At 69.7% G+C, this 21828-nt stretch carries 20 protein-coding genes; 8 read left to right on the forward strand and 12 right to left on the reverse strand.

Annotation, left to right across the window (positions count from 1 at the left end; translation table 11 throughout):
* Positions 1-6 precede the first annotated feature (6 nt).
* Genes A4W93_RS14705 through A4W93_RS14730 form a run of 6 tightly spaced genes read right to left on the reverse strand, consistent with a single transcriptional unit; the run spans position 7 to position 6940 of the window.
* Positions 7-822: an ABC transporter ATP-binding protein gene (locus tag A4W93_RS14705; RefSeq protein WP_085751310.1), complete on the reverse strand. Its 816-nt coding sequence runs from the start codon at positions 820-822 to the stop codon at positions 7-9.
* Positions 823-826: 4 nt separating this feature from the next.
* On the reverse strand, positions 827-2143 hold the full coding sequence (locus tag A4W93_RS14710) for an ABC transporter substrate-binding protein (protein WP_085751311.1): 1317 nt from the start codon (positions 2141-2143) through the stop codon (positions 827-829).
* Positions 2144-2168: 25 nt separating this feature from the next.
* Complete coding sequence (locus tag A4W93_RS14715) at positions 2169-3245, reverse strand: branched-chain amino acid ABC transporter permease (RefSeq protein ID WP_085751312.1); 1077 nt, start codon at positions 3243-3245, stop codon at positions 2169-2171.
* Positions 3246-3250: 5 nt separating this feature from the next.
* Entirely contained in the window at positions 3251-4180 is a 930-nt protein-coding gene (locus A4W93_RS14720) for a branched-chain amino acid ABC transporter permease (RefSeq protein ID WP_085751313.1), read from the reverse strand.
* Position 4181: 1 nt separating this feature from the next.
* Positions 4182-4970 carry an ABC transporter ATP-binding protein gene (locus A4W93_RS14725; protein WP_085751314.1) on the reverse strand — a complete coding sequence of 263 codons (789 nt, stop codon included), beginning with the start codon at positions 4968-4970 and terminating at the stop codon, positions 4182-4184.
* Positions 4967-6940, reverse strand: a complete 1974-nt coding sequence (locus A4W93_RS14730; RefSeq protein ID WP_085751315.1) for an AMP-dependent synthetase/ligase — start codon at positions 6938-6940, stop codon at positions 4967-4969. Before A4W93_RS14730 ends, A4W93_RS14725 begins: the two co-directional genes overlap by 4 nt.
* 84 nt (positions 6941-7024) lie before the next feature.
* On the opposite strand from A4W93_RS14730, the gene A4W93_RS14735 reads away from it, so the two are divergent.
* On the forward strand, positions 7025-7756 hold the full coding sequence (locus tag A4W93_RS14735; protein WP_085751316.1) for a Crp/Fnr family transcriptional regulator: 732 nt from the start codon (positions 7025-7027) through the stop codon (positions 7754-7756).
* 152 nt (positions 7757-7908) lie between these two features.
* Positions 7909-8685: a hypothetical protein gene (locus A4W93_RS14740; RefSeq protein ID WP_085751317.1), complete on the forward strand. Its 777-nt coding sequence runs from the start codon at positions 7909-7911 to the stop codon at positions 8683-8685.
* A gap of 10 nt (positions 8686-8695) precedes the next feature.
* Here the strand turns inward: A4W93_RS14740 and A4W93_RS14745 are convergent, their stop codons facing one another.
* The 4 genes from A4W93_RS14745 to A4W93_RS14760 are packed head-to-tail and all read right to left on the reverse strand — an operon-like array spanning position 8696 to position 12818.
* Positions 8696-9934, reverse strand: coding sequence for an ROK family transcriptional regulator (locus tag A4W93_RS14745; RefSeq protein WP_085751318.1), 1239 nt, complete (start codon positions 9932-9934; stop codon positions 8696-8698).
* A 55-nt stretch (positions 9935-9989) separates the two neighbouring features.
* Positions 9990-10790: an ATP-binding cassette domain-containing protein gene (locus tag A4W93_RS14750; RefSeq protein ID WP_099959909.1), complete on the reverse strand. Its 801-nt coding sequence runs from the start codon at positions 10788-10790 to the stop codon at positions 9990-9992.
* A gap of 11 nt (positions 10791-10801) precedes the next feature.
* A complete protein-coding gene (locus A4W93_RS14755; RefSeq protein ID WP_085754182.1) occupies positions 10802-11785 on the reverse strand; it encodes an ABC transporter permease in 984 nt (327 codons plus the stop codon).
* 31 nt (positions 11786-11816) lie between these two features.
* Positions 11817-12818, reverse strand: a complete 1002-nt coding sequence (locus A4W93_RS14760; protein WP_085751319.1) for a sugar ABC transporter substrate-binding protein — start codon at positions 12816-12818, stop codon at positions 11817-11819.
* Between the two features lie 156 nt (positions 12819-12974).
* Between A4W93_RS14760 and A4W93_RS14765 the strand changes: the two genes are divergently transcribed.
* The 4 genes from A4W93_RS14765 (at position 12975) to A4W93_RS14780 (ending at position 17830) form a co-directional block, all read left to right on the forward strand.
* Positions 12975-13901, forward strand: a complete 927-nt coding sequence (locus A4W93_RS14765; protein WP_085751320.1) for a carbohydrate kinase family protein — start codon at positions 12975-12977, stop codon at positions 13899-13901.
* Between the two features lie 127 nt (positions 13902-14028).
* Positions 14029-14931, forward strand: a complete 903-nt coding sequence (locus tag A4W93_RS14770; RefSeq protein WP_085751321.1) for a helix-turn-helix domain-containing protein — start codon at positions 14029-14031, stop codon at positions 14929-14931.
* Positions 14932-15163: 232 nt separating this feature from the next.
* Positions 15164-16816 carry a carboxylesterase/lipase family protein gene (locus A4W93_RS14775; RefSeq protein ID WP_157782162.1) on the forward strand — a complete coding sequence of 551 codons (1653 nt, stop codon included), beginning with the start codon at positions 15164-15166 and terminating at the stop codon, positions 16814-16816.
* 90 nt (positions 16817-16906) lie between these two features.
* A complete protein-coding gene (locus A4W93_RS14780) occupies positions 16907-17830 on the forward strand; it encodes a CE1 family esterase (protein WP_157131663.1) in 924 nt (307 codons plus the stop codon).
* Between the two features lie 62 nt (positions 17831-17892).
* On the opposite strand, the gene A4W93_RS14785 is transcribed toward A4W93_RS14780, so the two are convergent.
* Complete coding sequence (locus A4W93_RS14785) at positions 17893-18798, reverse strand: LysR family transcriptional regulator (RefSeq protein ID WP_085751324.1); 906 nt, start codon at positions 18796-18798, stop codon at positions 17893-17895.
* An 86-nt stretch (positions 18799-18884) separates the two neighbouring features.
* On the opposite strand from A4W93_RS14785, the gene A4W93_RS14790 reads away from it, so the two are divergent.
* Positions 18885-19325, forward strand: a complete 441-nt coding sequence (locus A4W93_RS14790; protein ID WP_085751325.1) for a PACE efflux transporter — start codon at positions 18885-18887, stop codon at positions 19323-19325.
* Positions 19326-19332: 7 nt separating this feature from the next.
* On the opposite strand, the gene A4W93_RS14795 is transcribed toward A4W93_RS14790, so the two are convergent.
* The gene (locus A4W93_RS14795; RefSeq protein WP_320409197.1) at positions 19333-19998 is read right to left on the reverse strand and encodes a Crp/Fnr family transcriptional regulator; all 666 of its coding nucleotides are present in this window, start codon (positions 19996-19998) and stop codon (positions 19333-19335) included.
* 45 nt (positions 19999-20043) lie between these two features.
* Between A4W93_RS14795 and A4W93_RS14800 the strand changes: the two genes are divergently transcribed.
* Positions 20044-21660, forward strand: coding sequence for an adenylate/guanylate cyclase domain-containing protein (locus tag A4W93_RS14800; protein ID WP_085754183.1), 1617 nt, complete (start codon positions 20044-20046; stop codon positions 21658-21660).
* Positions 21661-21828: the final 168 nt, after the last annotated feature.

The raw sequence follows: 21828 nt of genomic DNA on the forward strand, positions 1-21828 counted from the left end.
GCGGCCTCACGCGAGCCAGCGCTTGCGGCGCTTGTAGCTCTTGACGTCGCGGAAGCTCTTGCGGTCCGCACCGCCCATGCCGAGGTAGAACTCCTTCACGTCGGCGTTCTCGCGCAGGCTCTTCGCCTCGCCGTCCATCACCACGCGGCCGTTCTCCAGGATGTAGCCGTAGTCGGCGTAGCGCAGCGCCATCGCGGTGTTCTGCTCGGCCAGCAGGAAGGTGACCCGTTCCTTCTCGTTGAGGTCCTTCACGATGCCGAAGACCTCGTCGACGATCTGGGGGGCGAGGCCCATCGACGGCTCGTCGAGCAGCACCGTGCGCGGGTTGGCCATCAGCGCGCGGCCGATCGCGCACATCTGCTGCTCCCCGCCCGAGGTGTACGCCGCCTGCGAGGTGCGGCGTGTCTTCAGGCGCGGGAAGTAGCTGTAGACCTTCTCGAGCGTGGTGGCCACCGCCGCCTTGCCGTCGGTGCGGGTGTAGGCGCCCGTCATCAGGTTCTCCTCGATGGTGAGGTGGGCGAAGCAGTGCCGCCCCTCCATCACCTGCACGAGGCCGCGCTTGACGAGCTCCGACGGCGACAGCGCCTCGATGCGTTCGCCACACAGCTCGATGGACCCCTTGGTGACCGCGCCGCGTTCGCCCGCGAGCAGGTTGGAGACGGCCCGGAGCGTGGTCGTCTTGCCCGCCCCGTTGCCGCCGAGCAGCGCCACGATGCCGCCCTCGGGCACCTTCAGCGACACCCCCTTGAGCACGAGGATCACGTGGTTGTAGATGACCTCGATGCCATTGACATGGAGGACGGTGCTGGCTGCCGCGCTCATGGTGTCAGCTCTGGCAGTCGGCCGGCGTGCGCGGCGTGAGCTTCTTCTCCGACGCGTACTTCGCGGCGGTGCTCTTGACCAGGGGCTTGAGGATCTGCTCGTCGGCCTGCAGCCAGTCGGAACTGAACTTCCAGGCCTTGCCGTCCCAGGTGTGGATGCGGGTCCAGGCCGCGCCCATGTGGTCCACGCACGAGGTGCTGATGGGACGCATCACGCCCGCGAAGCCGAGCGCGTCGAGCTTGGCCTGCGTGAGGTTCAGGTTCTCGAGGCCCCAGCGGATCTGCTCGCCGTTCATCGTCTTGCCCTTGCCGAAGCGCTCCTGCGCGGCACGCACGCCCTCGACACCCAGCATCGCGCTCATCGCCCCGCGCATGTAGAGCACCTGGCCCACTTCCTCCTTCGGCCCGGTGCCGAGGTTCTTCGCGTGCAGCTTCGCGAGCACGTCCTTGACGAACTGGGACTGCGGCTCGGCGCCGTGCTGCATGGCGACGGCGTTGTAGCCCTTGGCGCCTTCGCCCACGTCCTTCACGTCCGGCTCGGCGCCGGCCCACCACACGCCGTACATCTTCTCGCGCGGGTAGCCGGTGGCCTGGGCCTCCTTCAGCGCGGTGGAGTTCATCACGCCCCAGCCCCACAGCAGCACGTAGTCGGGCCGGTTCTGGCGCACCTGCAGCCACGTGGCCTTCTGCTCGACGCCCGGCGCCGTGACCGGCAGCAGCGTCAGTTCGAAGCCGTGCATGCGCGAGCGCTCCTGCAGCAGCGGGATGGGCTCCTTGCCGTACGGGCTGTCGTGGTACACGAGTGCGATCTTCTTGCCGCGCAGCTTGTCGAGCCCGCCTTCCTTCTTGCCGATGGCCTGGATGATGGTGTCGGCGGCCACCCAGTAGGTACCGGCGATCGGGAAGTTCCACTTGAAGACGGTGCCGTCGGCGCTTTCGCTGCGGCCATAGCCCACCGTCACCACCGGAATCTTGTCGACCGGCGCCTTCTCGGTGATGGCGAACGTGGCGCCGGTGGACAACGGCTGCACGAACGAGGCGCCGCCGTTCTTGTCCTTCAGCCGCTCGTAGCACTCGACGCTGCGCGCGGTGTCGTAGCCGGTCTCGCATTCCTCGAACTGCAGCTTGACGCCGTTGATGCCGCCGCGTTCGTTCACGAGCTTCAGGTAGTCGACGTAGCCGTTCGCCCACGGCGCCCCGTTCGGCGCGTACGCCCCGGTGCGGTACGACAGCACCGGCACGAACTGCTGCTTCGCCTGGGCGAACGCGCCCGCCGTCACCAGGCCCAGGGCCGTGGCCACCGTCAGAGTCCGAAGGTTCATGGCTGCTCCTCTTGGAAGTGGAAGGTCAGTAGGGGAAAGGCCAGGTCCGCAGCTTCTGTTTGCCGGTGGACCAGAGGCGGGCGAGCCCGTGCGGCTCGACGATCAGGAACCAGACGATGAGGCCGCCGAACAGCATCAGCTCGGCGTGGGAGATGCCCACGGTGGAGATCTCGGCCCCGACGAGGCCCGCCAGCGCGGGCAGCACCTGGTTCAACACGACCGGCAGCACGATGATGAAGGCGGCGCCGAAGAAGCTGCCCATGATCGAGCCGAGACCACCGATGATCACCATGAACAGCAGGCGGAACGACAGGTCCACCGAGAAGGCGGCGGGTTCCCACGCGCCCAGGTACACGAAGGCCCACAGCGCGCCGGCCACGCCGATGATGAAGGAGCTCACCGCGAAGGCGCTCAGCTTCGCGTGCATCGGGCGGATGCCGATCACCGCGGCGGCCACGTCCATGTCGCGGATGGCCATCCACTCGCGCCCGATGGCGCCGCGCACGAGGTTCTTCGTCAGCACCGCCATCGCCACCAGCACCGCGAGGCAGAAGACGTAGCGGCTGGCCGCGCTTTCGACGGGCAGGCCGAACACCTGCAGGTTCGACACCGACACGGAACCGGACGGCGTGTCGAGCGTGAACCACTTGATGCGCAGGAACATCCAGTCGCTGAAGAACTGCGCGGCCAGCGTGGCGACCGCGAGGTACAGACCCTTCACGCGCAGGCTGGGCAGCCCGAACAGGATGCCGAACGCGGTGGCGCACAGCCCGCCCAGCAGCAGCGCGGGGACGAGCGGCATGCCGGGGATCCGGACGAAAATGTTGTAGGCCCCGTACGCGCCCACGGCCATGAAGGCGCCCGAGCCGAGCGAGATCTGCCCGCAGTAGCCCACCAGCACGTTCACGCCGAGCGCGGCGAGCGACATGATCAGGAACGGGATCAGGATGGCCCGCATCAGGTAGTCGCTGGCCAGGAACGGCACGACGACGAAGGCCGCAGCGAGCAGGGCCCAGATCGCCACGCGGTCCTGCAGGATCGGGAAGACCTGCTGGTCGGCCCGGTACGTGGTCTTGAACTGGCCGTTCTCGCGGTAGAACATGATGGTCAGACCCGGTCGATGATCTTTTCGCCGAACAGCCCCTGCGGACGGAACAGCAGGAACACGAGCGCCAGCACGTAGGCGAACCAGATCTCGATGCCGCCGCCGACGAAGGGCCCGAGGTACACCTCGGAGAGCTTCTCGCCCACGCCGATCACGAGGCCGCCGATGATGGCGCCCGGCACCGAGGTGAGCCCGCCGAGGATCACGACGGGCAGTGCGCGCAGCGCGACCGTGGTCAGCGAGAACTGCACGCCGAGCTTGCTGCCCCAGATCATTCCTGCCACCAGCGCGACGACACCGGCCACGCACCACACGATCACCCAGATGTGCGTGAGCGGGATGCCGATGGACTGCGCGGCCTGGTGGTCGTCGGCCACGGCCCGCAGCGCGCGGCCGATGCCCGTCTTCTGGAAGAACAGCGACAACGCGGCGACCAGCGTGGCGGCGATCAGTGCCGCGTACAGGTCCTCCTTGTTGACGAGGATGCCGCCCTGGAACATGCCTTCGAGCAGGAAGATCGGGTCCTTCGGCATGCCGATGTCGATCTTGTAGATGTTGCTGCCGAACAGCGTCTGGCCCGCGCCGTCGAGGAAGTAGGCAATGCCCAGCGTGGCCATCAGCAGCGTCGCGCCCTTCTGGTTGACGAGGTGGCGCAGCACCAGGCGCTCCACGAGCCAGGCCACGGCAAACATGATCAGCCCCGCCACCACGAAGGCGGCGACGTTGGCGAACCAGCGGCTCTCGATGCCGGTCCACTGCGGGATCCATTCGGAGAACCGGGCCATCGCGAGTGCCGCGAACAGCACCATCGCACCCTGGGCGAAGTTGAAGACGCCGGATGCCTTGAAGATCAGCACGAAGCCGAGGGCGACGAGCGAGTACAGCATGCCGACCATCAGGCCGCCGAAGAGGGTCTCGAGGAAAAAGCCCATGTCAGTGCGCCACCCCGAGGTAGGCCCGGATCACGTTCTCGTCGTGGCGCACCTCGTCGGGCGTGCCGTCGCCGATCTTGCGGCCGTAGTCGAGCACCACGACCCGGTCGGAGATGTCCATCACCACGCCCATGTCGTGTTCGATCAGCACGATGGTGGCGCCGAACTCGTCGTTCACGTCGAGGATGAAGCGGCTCATGTCCTGCTTCTCCTCGACGTTCATGCCGGCCATGGGTTCGTCGAGCAGCAGCACCTGCGGCTCCATCGCCAGCGCCCGGCCGAGGTCCACGCGCTTCTGCAGGCCGTACGGCAGCTGGCCCACGGGGGTCTTGCGAAACGCCTGAATCTCGAGGAAGTCGATGATGTGCTCGACGAACTCGCGGTGGCGGATCTCCTCGCGTTCGGCCGCGCCCCAGCGGATCGCCTGCTGGAACAGGTTGCAGCGCATGCGCAGGTTGCGGCCCGTCATCAGGTTGTCGAGCACGCTCATGCCCTGGAACAGCGACAGGTTCTGGAAGGTGCGGGCCACGCCCATCTCGGCCACCTGGCGCGAGTTCATGTGGCGGAAGGTGCGGCCGCGGAACTCGATCGCCCCCTGCTGCGGTGTGTAGACCCCGTTGATGCAGTTGAGCATCGAGCTCTTGCCCGCGCCGTTCGGGCCGATGATGGCGCGCACCTCGTGCTCGCGCACGTCGAAGCTGATGTCGCTCAGGGCTCGCACGCCGCCGAAGCTCAGCGAGATGTTCTGCACGTCGAGCACCACCTCGCCGATGGGGCGGCCGCCGTTCATGCCGCGGCCCTCACGGCGGGGAACCGTGTCGCGTCGACGATCTTCAGCGTCGCGTGGACCAGGCCCGTGCGGCCATCCTCGAACTTGACCTGGGTCTCGATGTACTGCTCGGGCCGGCCCGCGTACAGCGCGTCCACCAGCACCGCGTACTTCTCGGCGATGAAGCCGCGGCGGACCTTGCGGGTGCGGGTCAGCTCGTCGTCGTCGGGGTCGAGTTCCTTGTGCAGCACGAGGAAGCGGGAGATCTGCGTCTCGGCCATGCCGTGTTCGGCCGCCAGGTCGGCGTTGACCTGCCCGATGCAGTCGGCGATGAGGTCGAGCACGTCCGCCTTGGTCGCCAGGTCCACGTAGCCGCCGTAGGGCAGGCCGCGGCGTTCGGCCCAGTTGCCCACCGCCTCGCTGTCGATGTTGATGAACGCGCAGACCTCGTCGCGGCCGTGGCCGAAACACACGGCCTCCTTGATCTGCGGGAAGAACTTGAGCTTGTTCTCGATGTAATTGGGGGCGAAGAGGGCGCCTGCGCACGCGCCGTCGGGGGCGTTGAGCCGGCCCACGTCCTTCGCGCGGTCGATGATGCGCAGGTGCCCCTCGGCATCGAGCACACCGGCGTCGCCGGTGTGGAAGTAGCCCTCGGCGTCGAGCACCTCCGCGGTGGCGTCGGGCCGGCGGTGGTAGCCCTTGAGCACCGAGACGCCGCGCACCAGCACCTCGCCGTCGGCGGCGATGCGCAGTTCCATGCCGGGCGCGGCGGCACCCACCGTCTGCAGCTTGACCTTGCCGTCCTGCTGCAGGCACACGTAGGCGCAGGTTTCGGTCTGGCCGTAGAACTGTTTCAGGTTCACGCCGATGGAGCGGTAGAAGCGGAACAGGTCGGGGCCGATCGCGGCGCCCGCGGTGTAGGCGACGCGGATGCGGCTCATGCCCAGCACGTTGCGCAGCGGGCCGTAGATGACGAGGTCGCCGAGCGCGTACAGCAACCGGTCGCCCAGGGCCACCGGATGGCCGTTGAGCAGGTCGGCACCCACGCGGCGGGCCAGCGCCATGAACTTCGCGTACAGCCAGCGCTTCGGCCGGGCCGCGTCCTCCATGCGGATGGACACCGCGGTGAGCAGTCCCTCGAAGGTGCGCGGCGGACCGAAGTAGTAGCTCGGGCCGATCTCGCGCATGTCGTTCGTGACCGTCTCCGACGACTCGGGGCAGTTCAGCGTGAAGCCGCCCACGAGCCACTGCGCCACCGAGAACAGGTGGTCGCCGACCCAGGCCATCGGCAGGTAGCTCATGATGTTGTCGCCGGGACCGAGCCGGTCGGTCTCGACCCCGCCGCGGCCCGCGGCGATGAAACTCGCGTGCGTCTGGCACACGCCCTTCGGCCGGCCCGTGGTGCCCGAGGTGTAGAGGATCACGCCCACGTCGCCGGGCTCGCCGCTGGCCACGGCTGCGTCGAAGAAGCCGGGATGGGCCTCGTCGTACGTGCGGCCCAGCGCACGCAGCGCGTCGTAGCCGAGCAGGCCGTCCTGCGCGTAGTGGCGCAGGCCCTTCGGGTCGTCGTAGACGATGTGGCGCAGCGGCGGCGCGCCGTCCTGGCGCAGCTCGCGGCATTCGAGGAGCTTGTCGACCTGCTCCTGGTCCTCGGCGATCACGAACTCGACGGAGGCGTCGTCGAGCATGAACACCATCTCGCCCGCGATCGCGTCCTGGTACAGCGGGACCGGCACGCCGCGCAGGCTCTGTGCCGCGACCATCGCCATGTAGAGGTGAGGGCGGTTCGCGCCCACCACGGCGAGGTTGTCGCCGGGCTTGAAGCCGAGGCTCGCGAGGCCGCAAGCGATCTCGCGGACCTCGCGGGCCACGTCGGCCCAGCCCCACGTCTGCCAGATGCCGAGGTCCTTCTCGCGCATGGCGGGGGCCTCGGGCCGGGCCCGGGCATGGGCCATCAGCAGGCGCGGGAAGGTGGGTTGGAGTGTGTCCACGATGGCCGGATCGTAGGCTTCACTTTGACGCCGATTTGTCGTTGCGACGACAATCCTAGGGACAGCCCTCCCCGGAGTTTCCCGATGCAGTCGAGTGGCCATTCCATCCGCGACCGCGCCCGTCCACCCACCGCCGACGAACTCGCCGGCATCCCGTGGCTGCCGGCGCTGACCCCCGCCGAACGCCGCCGCGCGGAGGCCGACCTCGTGGTGGGCGAGGCCGAGCCCGGCGACCTCGTGTGCCGCATCGGGCGCTCGCCCACGTTCTGGTTCGGTGTGGTCGAGGGCCTGCTGAAGATGAGCACGGACCGCGCCGACGGCGGCACGGTGACCTACACCGGCGTGCCGCCGGGCGGCTGGTTCGGCGAGGGCACGGTGATGAAACGCGAGCCGTACCGCTACAACATCCAGGCCCTGCGCCGCAGCGTGGTCGCGGGCCTGCCGATCGAGAGCTTCCACTGGCTGCTGGACCATTCCATCGGCTTCAACCGCTTCGTGATGAACCAGCTCAACGAACGGCTGGGGCAGTTCATCGCGGCGCTCGAGATCGACCGGCTCAACAACCCGGACGCACGCGTCGCGCGCAGCCTCGCGGCGCTGTTCAACCCGGTGCTGTACCCGGGCGTGGGCGACGTGTTGCGCATCACGCAGCAGGAACTGGCGTACCTCGTGGGGCTGTCGCGGCAGCGCGTCAACGAGGCGCTGACACACCTCGCGGCACAAGGGTTGATCCGCGTCGAGTACGGCGGCCTGCGGGTGCTCGACCTGGACGGCTTGCGGGCCACCGTGGCGGGGGCCGGGAAGCGGGATGTGTGATCGGGATGGCGCGGGGCCCCGTTCCCGGGGGGTGTCCTCGAAATGCCGTCGATGTGTAGTAGCCTCGCACCGTCTCGAAAAACGAAACCACCGGCCGACGTCGACGTGCCTCCTGGCGATGCGGCGCGGCCCACGCCACGGGAGAACGCGGGATGCCCCTCACAGACCTGATGTTTCGCACGACGCGCGTCGCGTCGCTCGGCGTTCAGAACGCGATCGGTGTCGTGCGGCCCCATCCGGCGGTGAATGGCGACCAGAGAACCCACGCCTTCACCCATGCCCGGGCCACCCTGGCCATCACGCCGAACGGCGGCACGATGAACCTCAGCATCGTGCCCGACGTGAATGGCGACGTGGTCTACATCCCGTGGGGCCTGGGCGAGATTCACTCGGTGCACATCCCGCAGGCCGAACTGGCGAACATCTCGCTGTTCGTGACGGCGCAGATGCAAGGGTGCCAGCTCGTGGTCAACAAGATGGACGACGGCTCCTACAAGTTCCATCACGGCAACTCGCTTCAGAGCCCGACGGCGCAGGACTCGGCCACGCGCCCCACGTTCCAGACGCCCGCCGCGCTGACCGACCTGACCCGCCTGTCGGACCTCGGGCGGCCACTGGTGGCGGACCCGGTCCAGATCCAGTTGACGGGGACCCTCTCGAAGGCCGACTACTTCGCCGGCGTGCAGCGACGCCTGGACCAGAAATTCGCGAACGGGCGCACCGGCATCAACTACGCGCGCCCGGAACACGTGTCCTTCACCTACGTCGTGGCCTTCAACCTGGGGGCGCAGTGGAGCGTCTGGTACCAGACGTCCTCGCAGTTCTTCTACCGGCGCCCGACCAAGGCGATCTTCCGCAAGAAGGTGGTCGACCCCTCGGCCGGCCAGAACATCGAGTTCATCGAGGCACGCGAGGCGTTCAGGATCTGAGTGCCGGCGATCAGGCCCGCTCCAGCTTCAGGAACAGCTCGCGGTCGGGCGAGAAGTTGGCGTGCAGCGGCAGCAGCGCGCCGCCCAGCGCGCGGGCGTCCTGTCCCACCGCACCCGGCAGCAGTTGAGGGCGCTGCGTGCCTTCCCAGTTGTAGAGGGCCAGGGCGTCGGACACGTCGCGGTTCAGGCGGTCGAGCAGCGTGCGGCTGATCGAGCCGTCGACGATGACGCCGTCGAGGTCGAGCAGGCAGGCCGCGTTGTGCACCACCATCGCGATGGCCGGGGCGGCCTGCGCGAGCCAGGCCTCGGTGTGGGGACGCCACGGGGCGTCGAGCGAGCGCTCGTCGCCCACGGCGGCCGGATCGAGGCCTGCCGCCTCGTACGCGGCCTCCAGGCTCAGCAACGACGCCACGCTCAGCAACTGTTCGGGAGGCTGCGCCTGTCCCGCTTCGCCGCGCCGCATCGCGTGCGAGCCCACCGCGCCCGCGTTGCCGTGAAGGCCGCTGCGCAGCTGGCTGTCGATGACGAGCCCGCCGCCGATGAAGGTGCCGATGAACACGTAGAGGAAGGTCTTGAGCGACCGCCCGCGGCCGGCCACGAGTTCCGCGACGCAGGCAGCGGCCGTGTCCTTCACGAACGACGTGGGCAGGCCGCTCATGCGCCCCACGCGTTCGGCGAGGTCGATGCGGGCCCACGACGCGCTGGGCGTGACCCCGAGCAGCGACGCCCAGCCGTCCAGCAGCAGCGGCGCGGCCACGCCGATGCCCTGCAGACGGTCGCGCCTGGTCGTCCCGAGGCGCTTGCGCATCGCCTTCACTTGTTTCTCGATCTCGGCGAGCACCTCGTCCGGGTTCGGGTAGCGGTAGTTCACCGTCTGGCGCTCGCGCACCTCGCCCTGGAAGTCGACGAGCAGCACGTCGAGGCTGCGCCGGCCCACGTTGATGCCGATCGAGAACGCGCCCTCGGGGTCGAGCGCGATGGGCACCGAGGGCTGGCCCACCTTGCCGCGCACCGGGGCCAGCCGCAGCAGAAGACCTGCGGATTCGAGCCGGGCGAGGATCAGCGACACCGTCTGCGCGGTCAGGTGGGTGAGCCGCGCGATCTGGGCCTGCGGCAGCGCGCCATGGAGCCGGATGGCCTGCAGCACGACCCGCTCGTTGAACTGGGCCATGCCCATCTGGTTCGAGCCCCGCGGACGGAGCGGCGGGCGGGCGGCGGCGGATTCGGAGGCGTGGGCGTCGGAAGACATCGGGATCGCGAAGAGAGGAGGGCCGGGAGGGATGTTCGCACGGCCCGGGATCGGCTCAGGCCAGGCACTCCGCCGGCAACTCGCTCGCTTTCAGCGCCCCGGTCATCACGGCCACCGTGTCGCTCATCGAGATCTTCTTCGGGTCGAGCACCGCGGCGCGCTTGCCGAGGCGCGCGACGTGGATGCGGTCGGCGATCTCGAACACGTGGGGCATGTTGTGGCTGATCAGCACGACCGGCAGGCCCTTGTCGCGCACGCGCCGGATCAGCTCGAGCACCATGTTGCCTTCCTTGACGCCGAGGGCGGCGGTGGGCTCGTCCATGATGACCACGTGCTGGGCGAAGGCCGCGGCGCGCGAGACGGCCACGCACTGCCGCTGGCCGCCCGAGAGCGTCTCGACCGCCTGCGTCATCGAGCGGATGCCGACCTTCAGGTCCTTCATGCGGGCCGTGCTCTCCTCGAGCATGCGGCGCTTGTCGAGCATGCGCAGCACGTTGCCGAGGAAACCGGGCCGGCGGATCTCGCGGCCGAGGAACAGGTTCTCGGAGATGTTCATGGCCGGCGCCACGGCAAGTTCCTGGTACACCGTCTCGATGCCGGCGCGGCGCGCGTCGATGGGGCTCTTGAAGCGCACCTCCTGGCCGTCGAGCAGGATCTGCCCTTCGTCGGGAATGGTGGCGCCGGACAGCGCCTTGATCAGCGAGGACTTGCCGGCGCCGTTGTCGCCGATCACCGCGAGGATCTCGCCGGCGCGCAGTTCGAAGTCGGCGCCGTCGAGCGCGGTGACCTGGCCGTAGCGTTTCACGAGGCCCGTGGCCTTCATCACGGGCGGGCGGGTGGATGTCGTCTGCATCATGGGGCTCCGGTTCAGCGCACGCCCTTGCGCGACAGCTGGTCGGCCGCGACGGCGAGGATCACGAGCACGCCCGTGACGAGGATCTGGTAGACCGACGACACGCCCATCAGCGTGAGGCCGTTGCGGAACACGCCGACGATCAGCGCGCCCACGAGCGAGCCGAGCACCACGCCGCGGCCGCCGAAGAGGCTGGTGCCGCCGAGCACCACGGCCGTGATGGCGTCGAGGTTCTCGGTCTGGCCGGCGTTGGGGTCGCCCACGCCGGTGCGGGCCACCGACAGCAGCGAGGCCAGCCCGTAGAAGAGGCCCGCCAGCACGTAGACGCCCAGCAGCACGCGGTGCGTGGGGATGCCGGTGAGGCGCGTGGCCTCGGCGTTGTTGCCCACCGCGTACACGTGCCGGCCCGACGCCGTCTCGCGCAGCCAGAACCACGCGATGCCGTACAGCATGAGCATCAGCACCGTGCCGTAGGCCACGTTGGTGCCGGCCAGGCCGAAGGTGTTGCCGAGCCAGGTGAGGGCGTCGGGCAGGTCGGTGACGGTCTGCGAGCTGGAGTACAGCTGCGTGATGGCGAACGCGATGTTCAGCGTGCCCAGCGTCACGATGAAGGGCGGCAGCCCGAGCCGTGTGACGAGCAGCCCGTTGACGAGCCCGAACAGCATCGTGACCGCGAGGCCGCAGCAGATCGCGATGCCCGGGGGCAGGCCCAGGTCGGTCGCGAACTTGGTCATCACGATGCTGCCCAAGGCCATCACCATGCCGCACGACAGGTCGATGCCGGCGGTGAGGATCACGAGCGTCTGCCCGATCGCGATCACCCCCACCACCGCCACCTGCTGCAGGATCAGGGACAGGTTCTCGCCGCTCAGGAAACGGTCGGTCTGAAGGGCGAAGAACGTGCACGCGATGAGCAGCGCGATGAACGGGCCGAAGGTGCCCACCGGCGGAAGGTGGAACTTCCGTTCGGCGGGGGACGGCGTGGAGGGGGTGGTCATGGTGTTCATGTCGATCAGGCCCGCGGTGTCGTCACTTCTTGCCCCAGCAGAGGTCCGTGCCGGTCTTCGTGTCCTTGCTCTCGACGCCCGCCACCGGGTTCTTCGCGATCAGCATCACGCCGGTGTCGACGTAGCCGGAGGCCTTCTTGCCGGTCTTCGCGTACGCGATGCCGGCCTCGACGCCCATCGCGGCCATCTTCAGCGGGTATTGCTGCGAGGTGGCGGCGATCTTGCCGGCGGCCACGTCGCGGATGCCCTGGCAGCCGCCGTCGACCGACACGATGATCACGCCCTTCTCCTTGCCGGCCTTCTTCAGCGCGTTGAACACGCCGGCGGCGGCCGGTTCGTTGATGGTGTAGACCACGTCGACCGCGGGCACCTTCTGCAGGCAGTTCTCCATCGCGGTCTGGCTCTTGGCCTGGTCGCCGAATCCGTCGGCCATGCAGACCACCTCGGCGGGCTTCGCGAGTTCATTGCTCTTCGCCTCGAACGTGGTGAGGCCCATGCCCTTCAGGAAGCCGTTGTGGCGCTGGGCGCCGACGGGGTGGCCCGGGAGCAGGTCGATCGTGATGATCTTCGCCGGCTTGCCGGCCATCGCGGCCTTGGCGTATTCGCCGATCAGCACGCCAGCCTTGTAGTTGTCGGTGGCGAACAGCGCGTCGGTGGCGTCGGCCGGGTCGGCGGGGCTATCGAGCGCGATCACCTGCACGCCCTTGTCGCGGGCCTTCTTGATGGCCGGCACGATGGCCTTCGAGTCGCTCGGGGTGATCAGGATGGTCTTGGCGCCGGCGGCCACGAGGTTCTCCATCGCGGTGACCTGGCCGGCGTTGTCGCCGTCGGCCTTGCCCGCGCTGGCCACCACCTTGGCGCCGCTCTTCTGCGCCGCTTCCATGGCGCCTTCCTTCATCTTCACGAAGAACGGGTTGGTTTCGGTCTTCGTGACGAGGCCGATCACCGGCGGGTCGGCAGCCATGGCGGACGCGTGGCCCAGCAGGGCGAAGGCGGACAGGGCGAGGAGGGGATTCAGGCGCATGACGTGGACGCTCCGTGACGTTGTGGTGCCAGGAATTCTGGTTGCCATGGCTTGATAAATCAAGGTGATTGATTAATGGAAAACCCCATGGCGGAGTGACAATGGGGGCGGCATCCTGCCGGTCTCTTTTCCTGTCTTTCCCTGAGGAGTCGATCCATGTTCGTGGTCTGTGGCGAAGCGCTGATGGACGTGTTTGCCAGCGGGACGACCCCGTCCGGCCTGGGCCTCGACGGCCGCATCGGCGGCTCGCCGTTCAACGTGGCGCTGGGCCTGGCGCGCCTGGCCCAACCCGTGGCCTTCTTCGGCGGCCTGTCCACCGACTTCCTCGGCGACCGGTTCCGCCAGTCGCTCACCGCCGAAGGCATCGATCAACGCTGCGTGTTCGAGTCGTCCGCGCGCACCACGGTCAGCTTCGTGGGCGTCGACGCGCACGGTGTCCCGTCGTACGCGTTCTACGGGGAGGGTGGGGCGGACCGCGTGGTGCCGCTCACCGCACTCGAGCGCATCCCGTCGGAGGCGCGGGCCTTCCACTTCGGCTCGTTCGCGATGGTGGTGGAACCCGTGGCCGGCACGCAGCGCGCGCTCATCGAACGCGAGCACGGCCGCAGCCTGATCAGCTGGGACCCCAACGTGCGGCTCAACGTCGAGCCCGACACGGCCCTCTGGCGCGACACCCTCGAGTGGATGCTGCCACGCACCCACGTGCTGAAGGTGAGCGACGAGGACCTGCACCTGCTGTACCCCGGCACCGACCCCGCGGTGCTCGCGGCCCGGTGGCTGGAGCGCGGCGTGTCGCTCGTCGTGGTCACGCGGGGCGCCAAGGGCGCGACGGCCTGGACCCGCACGTTCTCGCTCGAATCGCCGGCCGTGCCCACCACGCTCGTCGACACCGTCGGCGCGGGCGACACGTTCCAGGCCGCGATGCTGACCTGGTTCGCCGAACACGGCGTGCTGTCCATCGACGGCGTGCGCAGCCTGACGGCGGCATCGCTCGGCGAGGCACTGGCCTTCGCCGGCCGGGCCGCGGCCATCACGTGCAGCCGCCGCGGGGCCGACCTGCCGCGCCGTGCCGAACTCGGCTGACCGGGTGCGCCCTACGGAACGTTGTATGGGGTAACAATCTAAGGTGATCCCCGCTGGTTGAACACCCGTTCACATTGCAGCATTCGCCCTGGGCGCTCCGTGGGAGCCCGAGGGTGAGGGCCGGCACATGGAACACAACGAGATCTGGATCAAGAAGGGCGATGGCGACGCGCGGCTGGGCCGCCTCGCCACGTACCGCCCGCAGGACCTGGCGCACTGGACCGGCCTGAAGATCATCCGCTTCAAGGTCCCCGAGGAGTTCACCGACCGGCAGGTCGTGGCCCCGCATCCCATCGTCACGCTGCTCGACGCCGGGCAGACCTCGTCGCGGCTGCGCTACGGGCTGCGCGACGTCACCACGCAGTGCCGCGCCGACGATCTGATGTGCTACAGCGGCGGCTGCGAGATCGACCACGCGCACTGGCGCACGCGCGACGCCGCGATGATCTCGGTGGAACTGGACCCGTCGCGCCTCTCGCTGATCGAGGCGGGCGACACGCGCTTCGCGCAGCGCACGCTGCAGGGAGAGCCGCGGTTCAGCGACCCCGAACTGGCGGTGATGCTGCGCACGCTGTGGCGCGAGGTGCGGGGCGGCTGCGCGAAGGGCCGGCTCTACGCCGACAGCCTGAGCCTGGGCCTCGCGGTGCACGTGCACCGGCGCTTCGGCCGCATGGCCGGGGGCGAGGACCGCCGCGAGGCGCGCTCGCGCCTGACCGCCGCGCAGCTGCGCCACCTCGACGACTACATCCGCACCCACCTCGACGAGTCCATCGGCCTGGCCGACCTCGCACGCGAGGCGGGCCTGAGCCGCTACCACTTCACGCGCCTGTTCACGAACACCGTCGGGCGGAGCCCGTACCAGCACGTGCTGCACAAGCGGCTCGAACGCGCGTACCACCTGCTCACGAGCACGCAGGCCCCGGTGGCCGACGTCGCGCTCGCCGCGGGCTTCTCCAGCCAGAGCCACTTCGCCGAGGTGTGCCGGCGCGTGATGGGCGCGACGCCGAAGGAGCTGCGCGACCGGCACTGAGCGACGACCGCGCCTCCCGCCACGGCAAGGCCGGGGCCTCCGCGACGGGGTCCCGGCCTTGCCGTTTCCGCTCGTGGCCGGAGCATCGGAATCTTGCGCCAGACGGCGCACGTTCCTGAAAGACCGCGGTCCGTTCTGCTTCCAACATGCGGCTCCCCAACGGCGTGGCGGAGGGCCGCGCCGATCACCAGCAGTCGGAGAGACCTGAATGACGTTTCGATGGAACCGCGTGTTGAACACCCCCCTGGCTTGTACCGTGCTCGCCCTGGGCCTGGCGGCCTGCGGCAGCGACGATGACACCGTGGCGGCGGCCCCGGCGCCCACGGCCACGACGCTGTACGGCACCGTCTCCGGCTCGGTGCATTCGTCCGGCACGATGAAGCAGTTCCTCGGCATCCCGTACGCCGCGCCGCCGGTGGGCGAGCGCCGCTGGGCCGCCCCGGTGCCGCCCGCGGCCTGGACCGGCACGCGCGACGCCACGAAGTTCGGCAACCACTGCCCGCAGCGTGACACGTCGCCGCTGTCGTACTACGGCACGGCCGGCGGCCAGGAGGACTGCCTGTTCCTCAACGTGTTCACGCCCACCACGCCCGGCCCGCACCCGGTGATGGTGTGGATCCACGGCGGCGCGTTCCTCTACGGCCGCGGCGACGGCTACACGCCGGTGCGCCTGACGCAGCAGGGCGTCGTGGTGGTCACGCTCAACTACCGCCTGGGCTCGCTCGGCTTCCTGGCCCACCCCGCGCTCAACGACGCGGCCGGCCACTCGGGCAACTACGGCGTGATGGACCAGACGCTCGCGTTGAAGTGGGTCAAGGACAACATCAACGCCTTCGGCGGCGACAGCAGCAACATCACGGTGGCGGGCCAGTCCGCCGGTGCGGCGAGCGTGCTGACGCAGCTCAACACGGCGAAGGCCACCAACCTGTTCCACAAGGCCATCCTCCAGAGCGGCCCGGTCACCACCCAGCCCACGGGCGCGGCGGCCCAGACCAGCGGCGCGGACGTGGCCGCCGCGAACTTCGGCTGCCCGAACGACGCGAACGCCGCGGCCTGCCTGCGCGCGCTGCCGGTGGCGACGATCATCGCGAAGCAGCCCACCGCCACGTTCTCGAGCACGAACTCCCCGAACGTCGACGGCGACTACCTCGTGCGCACGCACGCGGAGGCCGTCAACGGCGGGCTGCTGCCGAACAAGGTCCCGGTGCTGATCGGCAACACAATGGACGAGTACACCTCGCTGCTCGGCACCGAGGAGACGCTGAAGAACAACGCCACCGTGGCGGCGGGTTCGCCCGCCAGCGCGCTGCTGCTGCCGGGCGCCGCGGGCTACAAGAACCTGTACGAGACGGACGCCGAACTCACCGCGGTGTTCACCGCGACCTTCGGACCGGCCGCGACCGCCGCGGCTGCTGCGTACCCGGCCGCGAACTACGGCGGCTCGCGCCCGCTCGCGCTCAGCGCCGCGGTGACCGACTCGCTGTTCGCCTGCGGCACCCGCCGCGCGGCCAAGGCGCTGTCGGCGAGCGGCGTGCCCGTGTACGCCTACGAGTTCAACGACCCGGACGCGCCGATGGAACTGCAGGCCAAGGTCAGCTTCCCGTTCAAGTCGTACCACGCGGCCGAGATCCAGTACCTGTTCGACCTGCCGAGCTCGGCGAAGCTGACCACGGCGCAGAAGGCGCTCGCCGACAAGATGACCACGCACTGGGCGCAGTTCGTCAAGAGCCGCACCGGCAACCCGAACGCGGCGGGCAGCACCGCCTGGCCGCCGTACACGACCACGGAGGAGGTGCTCCAGTTCGCACCCACCCAGTCCGCGGTCATCACGAACTTCAAGGTGACCCACAAGTGCGCCGCACTGTGGACCCGCGACTTGCCGTGACCGTCCTCACCTGAGGCGGGACACCCACAGAACGCCCGGACCCGGCGGTTTCTCCGCCGGGTCCAGGACGTCAACCCAGAGGAGACAAACATGACCCGCAAGCTTTCCCGATGCCATGCCGTTCCCGTTGCATTCGCCGTGGCCACGCTGATGGCCGCCGCGCCGGCGCAGGCCGTGCCCGGCTGCAACACCAGCACCGCCGCGGCCGGCAACTCCACCTTCACCATCTCGCACGGGGGCCGCAGCCGCACGTACCGGCTGCACATCCCGCGCAACCTCGTCACGCCCGCCGCGGTGGTGCTGAGCCTGCACGGCCTGAGCAGCAGCGCCTCGTCGCAGCAGAACGGCAGCGGCTGGGACGCCACGTCCGACAGCGCGAAGAACTTCGTCGTGGCCTACCCCGACGGTGTGGACCGCCAGTGGAACGTCGCCGGCTTCAACCCGGCGGTGGACGACACCGGCTTCATGAAGGCCATCGTCGACCACGTGGCGCAGCGCGTGCGCATCGCCCCGAACCGCGTCTACATCAGCGGCACCTCGCTCGGCGGCGGCTTCTCGCACAAGATGGCCTGCACGCAGGCGAACTACTTCGCCGCGGCCGCGCCGGTGGTGTTCCACCTGCACAGCAGCCCGCAGGACTACGTGTGCGCGCCGTCGCGTCCGATCAGCGTGAAGGAGTACGCCGGCACGCGCGACCTGCTCGTGCGCTACGAGGGCGGCACGAGCAGCGTGGCCGGCCAGACCGTGACCCACCTGTCGGCCAACGCCAGCTTCCAGAAGTGGGCGCAGCTGAGCGGCTGCACGGGCAGCCCGGTGACCACCTGGTCCCGGCTGACGGCCAACGTCAAGGAGTACCAGAACTGCGCCGGCGGCGTGAAGGTGGGCCTGGCCAGCCTCAGCTGCGGTCACGGCTACTGCACCGACACCTCGTTCGGTTCGCCGACGGCCGACGCGTGGAAGCTGTTCCAGACGCAGACCACGCCGGGCCTGCCGGCCGACGCCTGCGCGCGCTGAGGTCCACTGGTTCTTTTGTCCGACGGTCTTCGGGCCCGCGTCCGCGCGGGCCCTTTTTGCACCTACACGGGCGACGAGGGCGCCGCCCCGCCGATGCGTTCGACGAACTTGCGTGCCGCGAGACCCAGCGGCCGCGACTTGGACCACACGACGTCCACCCACAGTTGCAGCTCGTTCGAGAGGTTCTCGAAGCGCATCTCGACGAGCTCGCCGCGCTCGAGCTGCGGCCGGATGTAGTTGCGCGGCAGCCAGCCCCAGCCCAGGCCCGCGAGGATGAGGCTCAGCGCCGCCACCGGCGTGTCGGTGCGCCAGCGGTGGCGGGCCAGCACGAAACGCGGGTCGACCACGGACCGGTCGCGGCTCGCGACGACGATCTGGCGGGTCGACAGCAGTTGGGCCTCGCGCAGGCCGGTGCCGGCCTCGGCCTCCTGCCACACCGGGTGTCTGGGCGAGATCACGGCGACGTGCACGTCCGAAGCCACCTCCTGGAAGCCTTCGCGCCCGTCGATCCCGGGCCGTTCGAACACGAGCGCGAGGTGGGCGCGGCCATCGTGCAGCATCGCGAGTGCATCGGCCTGCGGTGCGGCCAGCACCTCGACCTCCAGTAGCGGGTGTTCGGCCGCGAGCTCCGCGAGCGCGGTGTTCCACGGCACGGCCAGCAATTCCGGCGCGATGGCGATCGTGAGGATGTCCTCCAGCCCCTGGGTCAGGGCGAGGGCGTGCACCTGGAGCTGCTGCCGCTGGGCCGCCAGCAGCCGGGCCTGCGGCGCGAGCGAGAGGGCGGCGGCCGTGGGCTTCGGCTCGCGGCCGCGGCGGTCGAACAGCGGCAGGTCCAGCTCGGCTTCGAGCTGGGCGATGGCCATGCTCACGGCCGAGGGCACGCGGCCGAGGGAGCGGGCGGCGGCCGAGAAGGACCCGTGGTCCAGCACGGCCAGGAACACGGCCACGGCGTTGTCGTCGAAAGGCATCAATCTGTCAGATTCACTGATAGGAGATGACTTTTTACATCAGATCCGGACACATACAGTGAGGTCATCACTGGAGTCCGAACGCAATGCAAGGCAAAACGAGAAAAGTGGTCTACCTGGCCCTGTACGAGGCCATCGCCATCGTCATGGCCGGCACGGGCCTGTCGCTGATGTCGGGGCAGGGCGCGCTGCAGTCCGGCGCGCTGGCCGTCGTCACCTCGGCCATCGCCGTGGTGTGGAACCTGACGTTCAACCACCTGTTCGAGCGCTGGGAATCGCGCCAGGCCGTGCGCGGCCGCTCCGTGGCCCGCCGCATCGCCCACGCCGTGCTGTTCGAGGCCGGCCTCGTGGCCATGCTCGTGCCCACCATCGCGTGGTGGTACGGCGTGGACCTGTGGACCGCGCTGATCATGGACATCAGCCTGGTCGTGTTCTTCCTCGTCTACACCTTCGTGTTCAGCTGGTGTTTCGACAAGGTGTTCGGCCTGCCTGCCTCGGCCCAGGGGCCGGCCGGGCAGGCCGCCTGACGCGGCGTCAGCCCCCGCGGGCGGCGTCGACCAGCCCGGCGAGGCGCTCGACGTCGGTCACCACCAGAGCCTTGCCCGCCTTGCGCAGCAGCCCCTGGCGGGTCAGCGCCGACAGCTCGCGGGTCACCTGCTCGCGGTTCGTGCTGATCTGGGCTGCCAGGTCGGCGTGAGGGGGCGCGGGGTCGAGCGTGGCCTCGTTGGCGGAAACGCCGGCCTCCCGAGCGAGGCGCAGCAGTTCCGCGTGGATGCGTTGAGGTACCGACGTGGTGCTGAGTTCGATCACCCGCTCCGACAGCTGCCGCACCAGGCCCACGAGCCGCAGCATGATGCGCCGGGACACGGCGGGCTCCTCGTCCAGCAGGATCAGGAAGCCGGCGCGGTCGAGGTGGGCCACGACGCTGTCGGCCAGGGTCGTCACGTCGACCGACCGGGGCCGGCCGTCGAGCGCGGCGAGGTCGCCGAACAACTCGCCTTCGCCCACGTCGCGGAACGTGACCTGGCGGCCGCTCACGGCATACATCGTCGCCCGGACGCTGCCCGCGGCGATGAAGTACACCCCGCCCTCGTCCTCGTGGCGCGAGACCACGTGCCGGCCCGCCGGCACCGTGCGCCACGTGCAGCGCTCGGCGATCCACGCCAGGCGCTCGTCCGCCAGGCCGTCGAACAACGGCATGCGGCGGAGCATTAGACTCGAACGAGACGACGTTTCCATGTGCTGATGCCCAGTCCTTCCTCCGGGTCCCGCGTGTTGACCATCCGCCGCCTGCGCGCGGCCTCCGGCCTGGTGCTGCTGACCTACATCGGCCTGCACCTCGCCAATCATGCCCTGGGACTGGTCTCGGTCGGCACGGCCGACACCGCCCGGCGCGTGATGCACGCCCTCTGGCACTCGCCACCCGGCACGGTGCTGCTGTACGGCAGCCTCGTCGTGCACATGGCCCTCGCGTTCGTGGCGGTGTGGACCCGGCGCTCGCTGCGCCTGCCACCGGTCGAGGTGCTGCGCCTCGTGCTCGGCTTCGGGCTGCCCTTGCTGCTCTACATGCACGTCGCCGCCACGCGCCTGCTCGACACGCTGTTCGCCATCGACGCGCCATACGCCCGGGTGGTGAACGCGCTGGCTCACTGGAACACGGCCCCGTTGCAGCTCGCGCTGATCGCCATCGCGTGGACCCATGGGTGCATCGGCGTCGCGATCATGCTGCGCGCCAACCCGAACGTGCGCCGGTACAGCCATGCCGCGGTGGCCGCCGCCGTGCTCCTGCCCGTGCTCGGGGCGCTGGGTTTCCTGGCCATGGCCCGCGAGCTCGCCGTGACTGGCGCGAAGGCGGCGGCGATGCCGTCGCCCGCCCAGTTCGCCCAGGTCACCGCCGTCGCCTCCATGATGATGCTCGGGCACGCCGTGGCCACCGTGGCGCTGTTCGCAGCCCATGCGTGGCGGGCCCGCTTCGAATCCGGCGTGGCCGGAGCGCTGCGGCTGAGCACCGGCGGCCAGGTGCTGCAGGTGCCGCGCGGCTGGAGCGTGCTGGAGGCGAGCGACCGCCATGGCGTGCCGCACCTCTCGCTGTGCGGCGGCCGGGCGCGCTGCTCGACCTGCCGGGTGCGCGTGGCCGGCCCCGCCGCGAACATCCCGCCTCCGAACGCCGACGAGGCCCGCACGCTGCGTCGCATCCATGCCGCTCCCGACGTGCGCCTTGCCTGCCAGCTCCGACCGCTGGGAGACCTCGCGTTCGAACCCCAGCTGACCGCCCCTGGGGCCGACGGCCCGCGGGTCACCCACGAGCGCGAGGTGGCGGTGCTGTTCGTCGACCTGCGCCGCTGGTCCACGCTGGCCGAGGGCCAGTGGCCGCACGACCTCGTCTACGTGCTGGACCGCTACTTCGCCCTGGTGGGCGCGGCCGTGCGCGCGTGTGGCGGGGAGCCCAACCAGTTCATCGGCGACAGCGTGATGGCGATCTTCGGGCTGGAGACCGACCTGCCCACCGCCTGTGCCCAGGCGTTCCGCGCCGCCACGCGGATCCACGCCGACATCGCCGCGTGGCGCGCCGAGTTCGAGGCCCACTTCCCGCATGGCCTCGCCATCGGCATCGGGCTGCACGCCGGGCCGGCCGTGGTCACGGAGGTCGGGTACCGCGAGACCACGTCGGTCACCGCGGTGGGCGAAGTGGTCAACACCGCAAGCCGCCTGCAGGAGCAGACCAAGGCGTCCGGCGCATGGCTCGTGGCCTCGGCCGATGCGATCGCCCTCGGCGAAGTGGCGGTGGACGGTGCGGATCGGACCACGGTCGCCGTGCGCGGGCGTTCGGCCCCGCTGGACGTCGTGTGCTTCACGCGTTGAGCGCCCCCGTTCGGGGACGACGCGCACCCTTTTGAGGCGCGATCGGCCGGTCCGCAGAGCGAAACCCGTGCATCCGTGGGGCCGAGCCCCGGCGAAACCCCTGGCACACCCCTTGCGTAACGTAGCGCGTCCTGCGGTGACGATGCTGCGGACATGAGACACCTCCGC

The sequence above is a fragment of the Piscinibacter gummiphilus genome (assembly GCF_002116905.1).
GTDB lineage: Bacteria > Pseudomonadota > Gammaproteobacteria > Burkholderiales > Burkholderiaceae_C > Rhizobacter > Rhizobacter gummiphilus.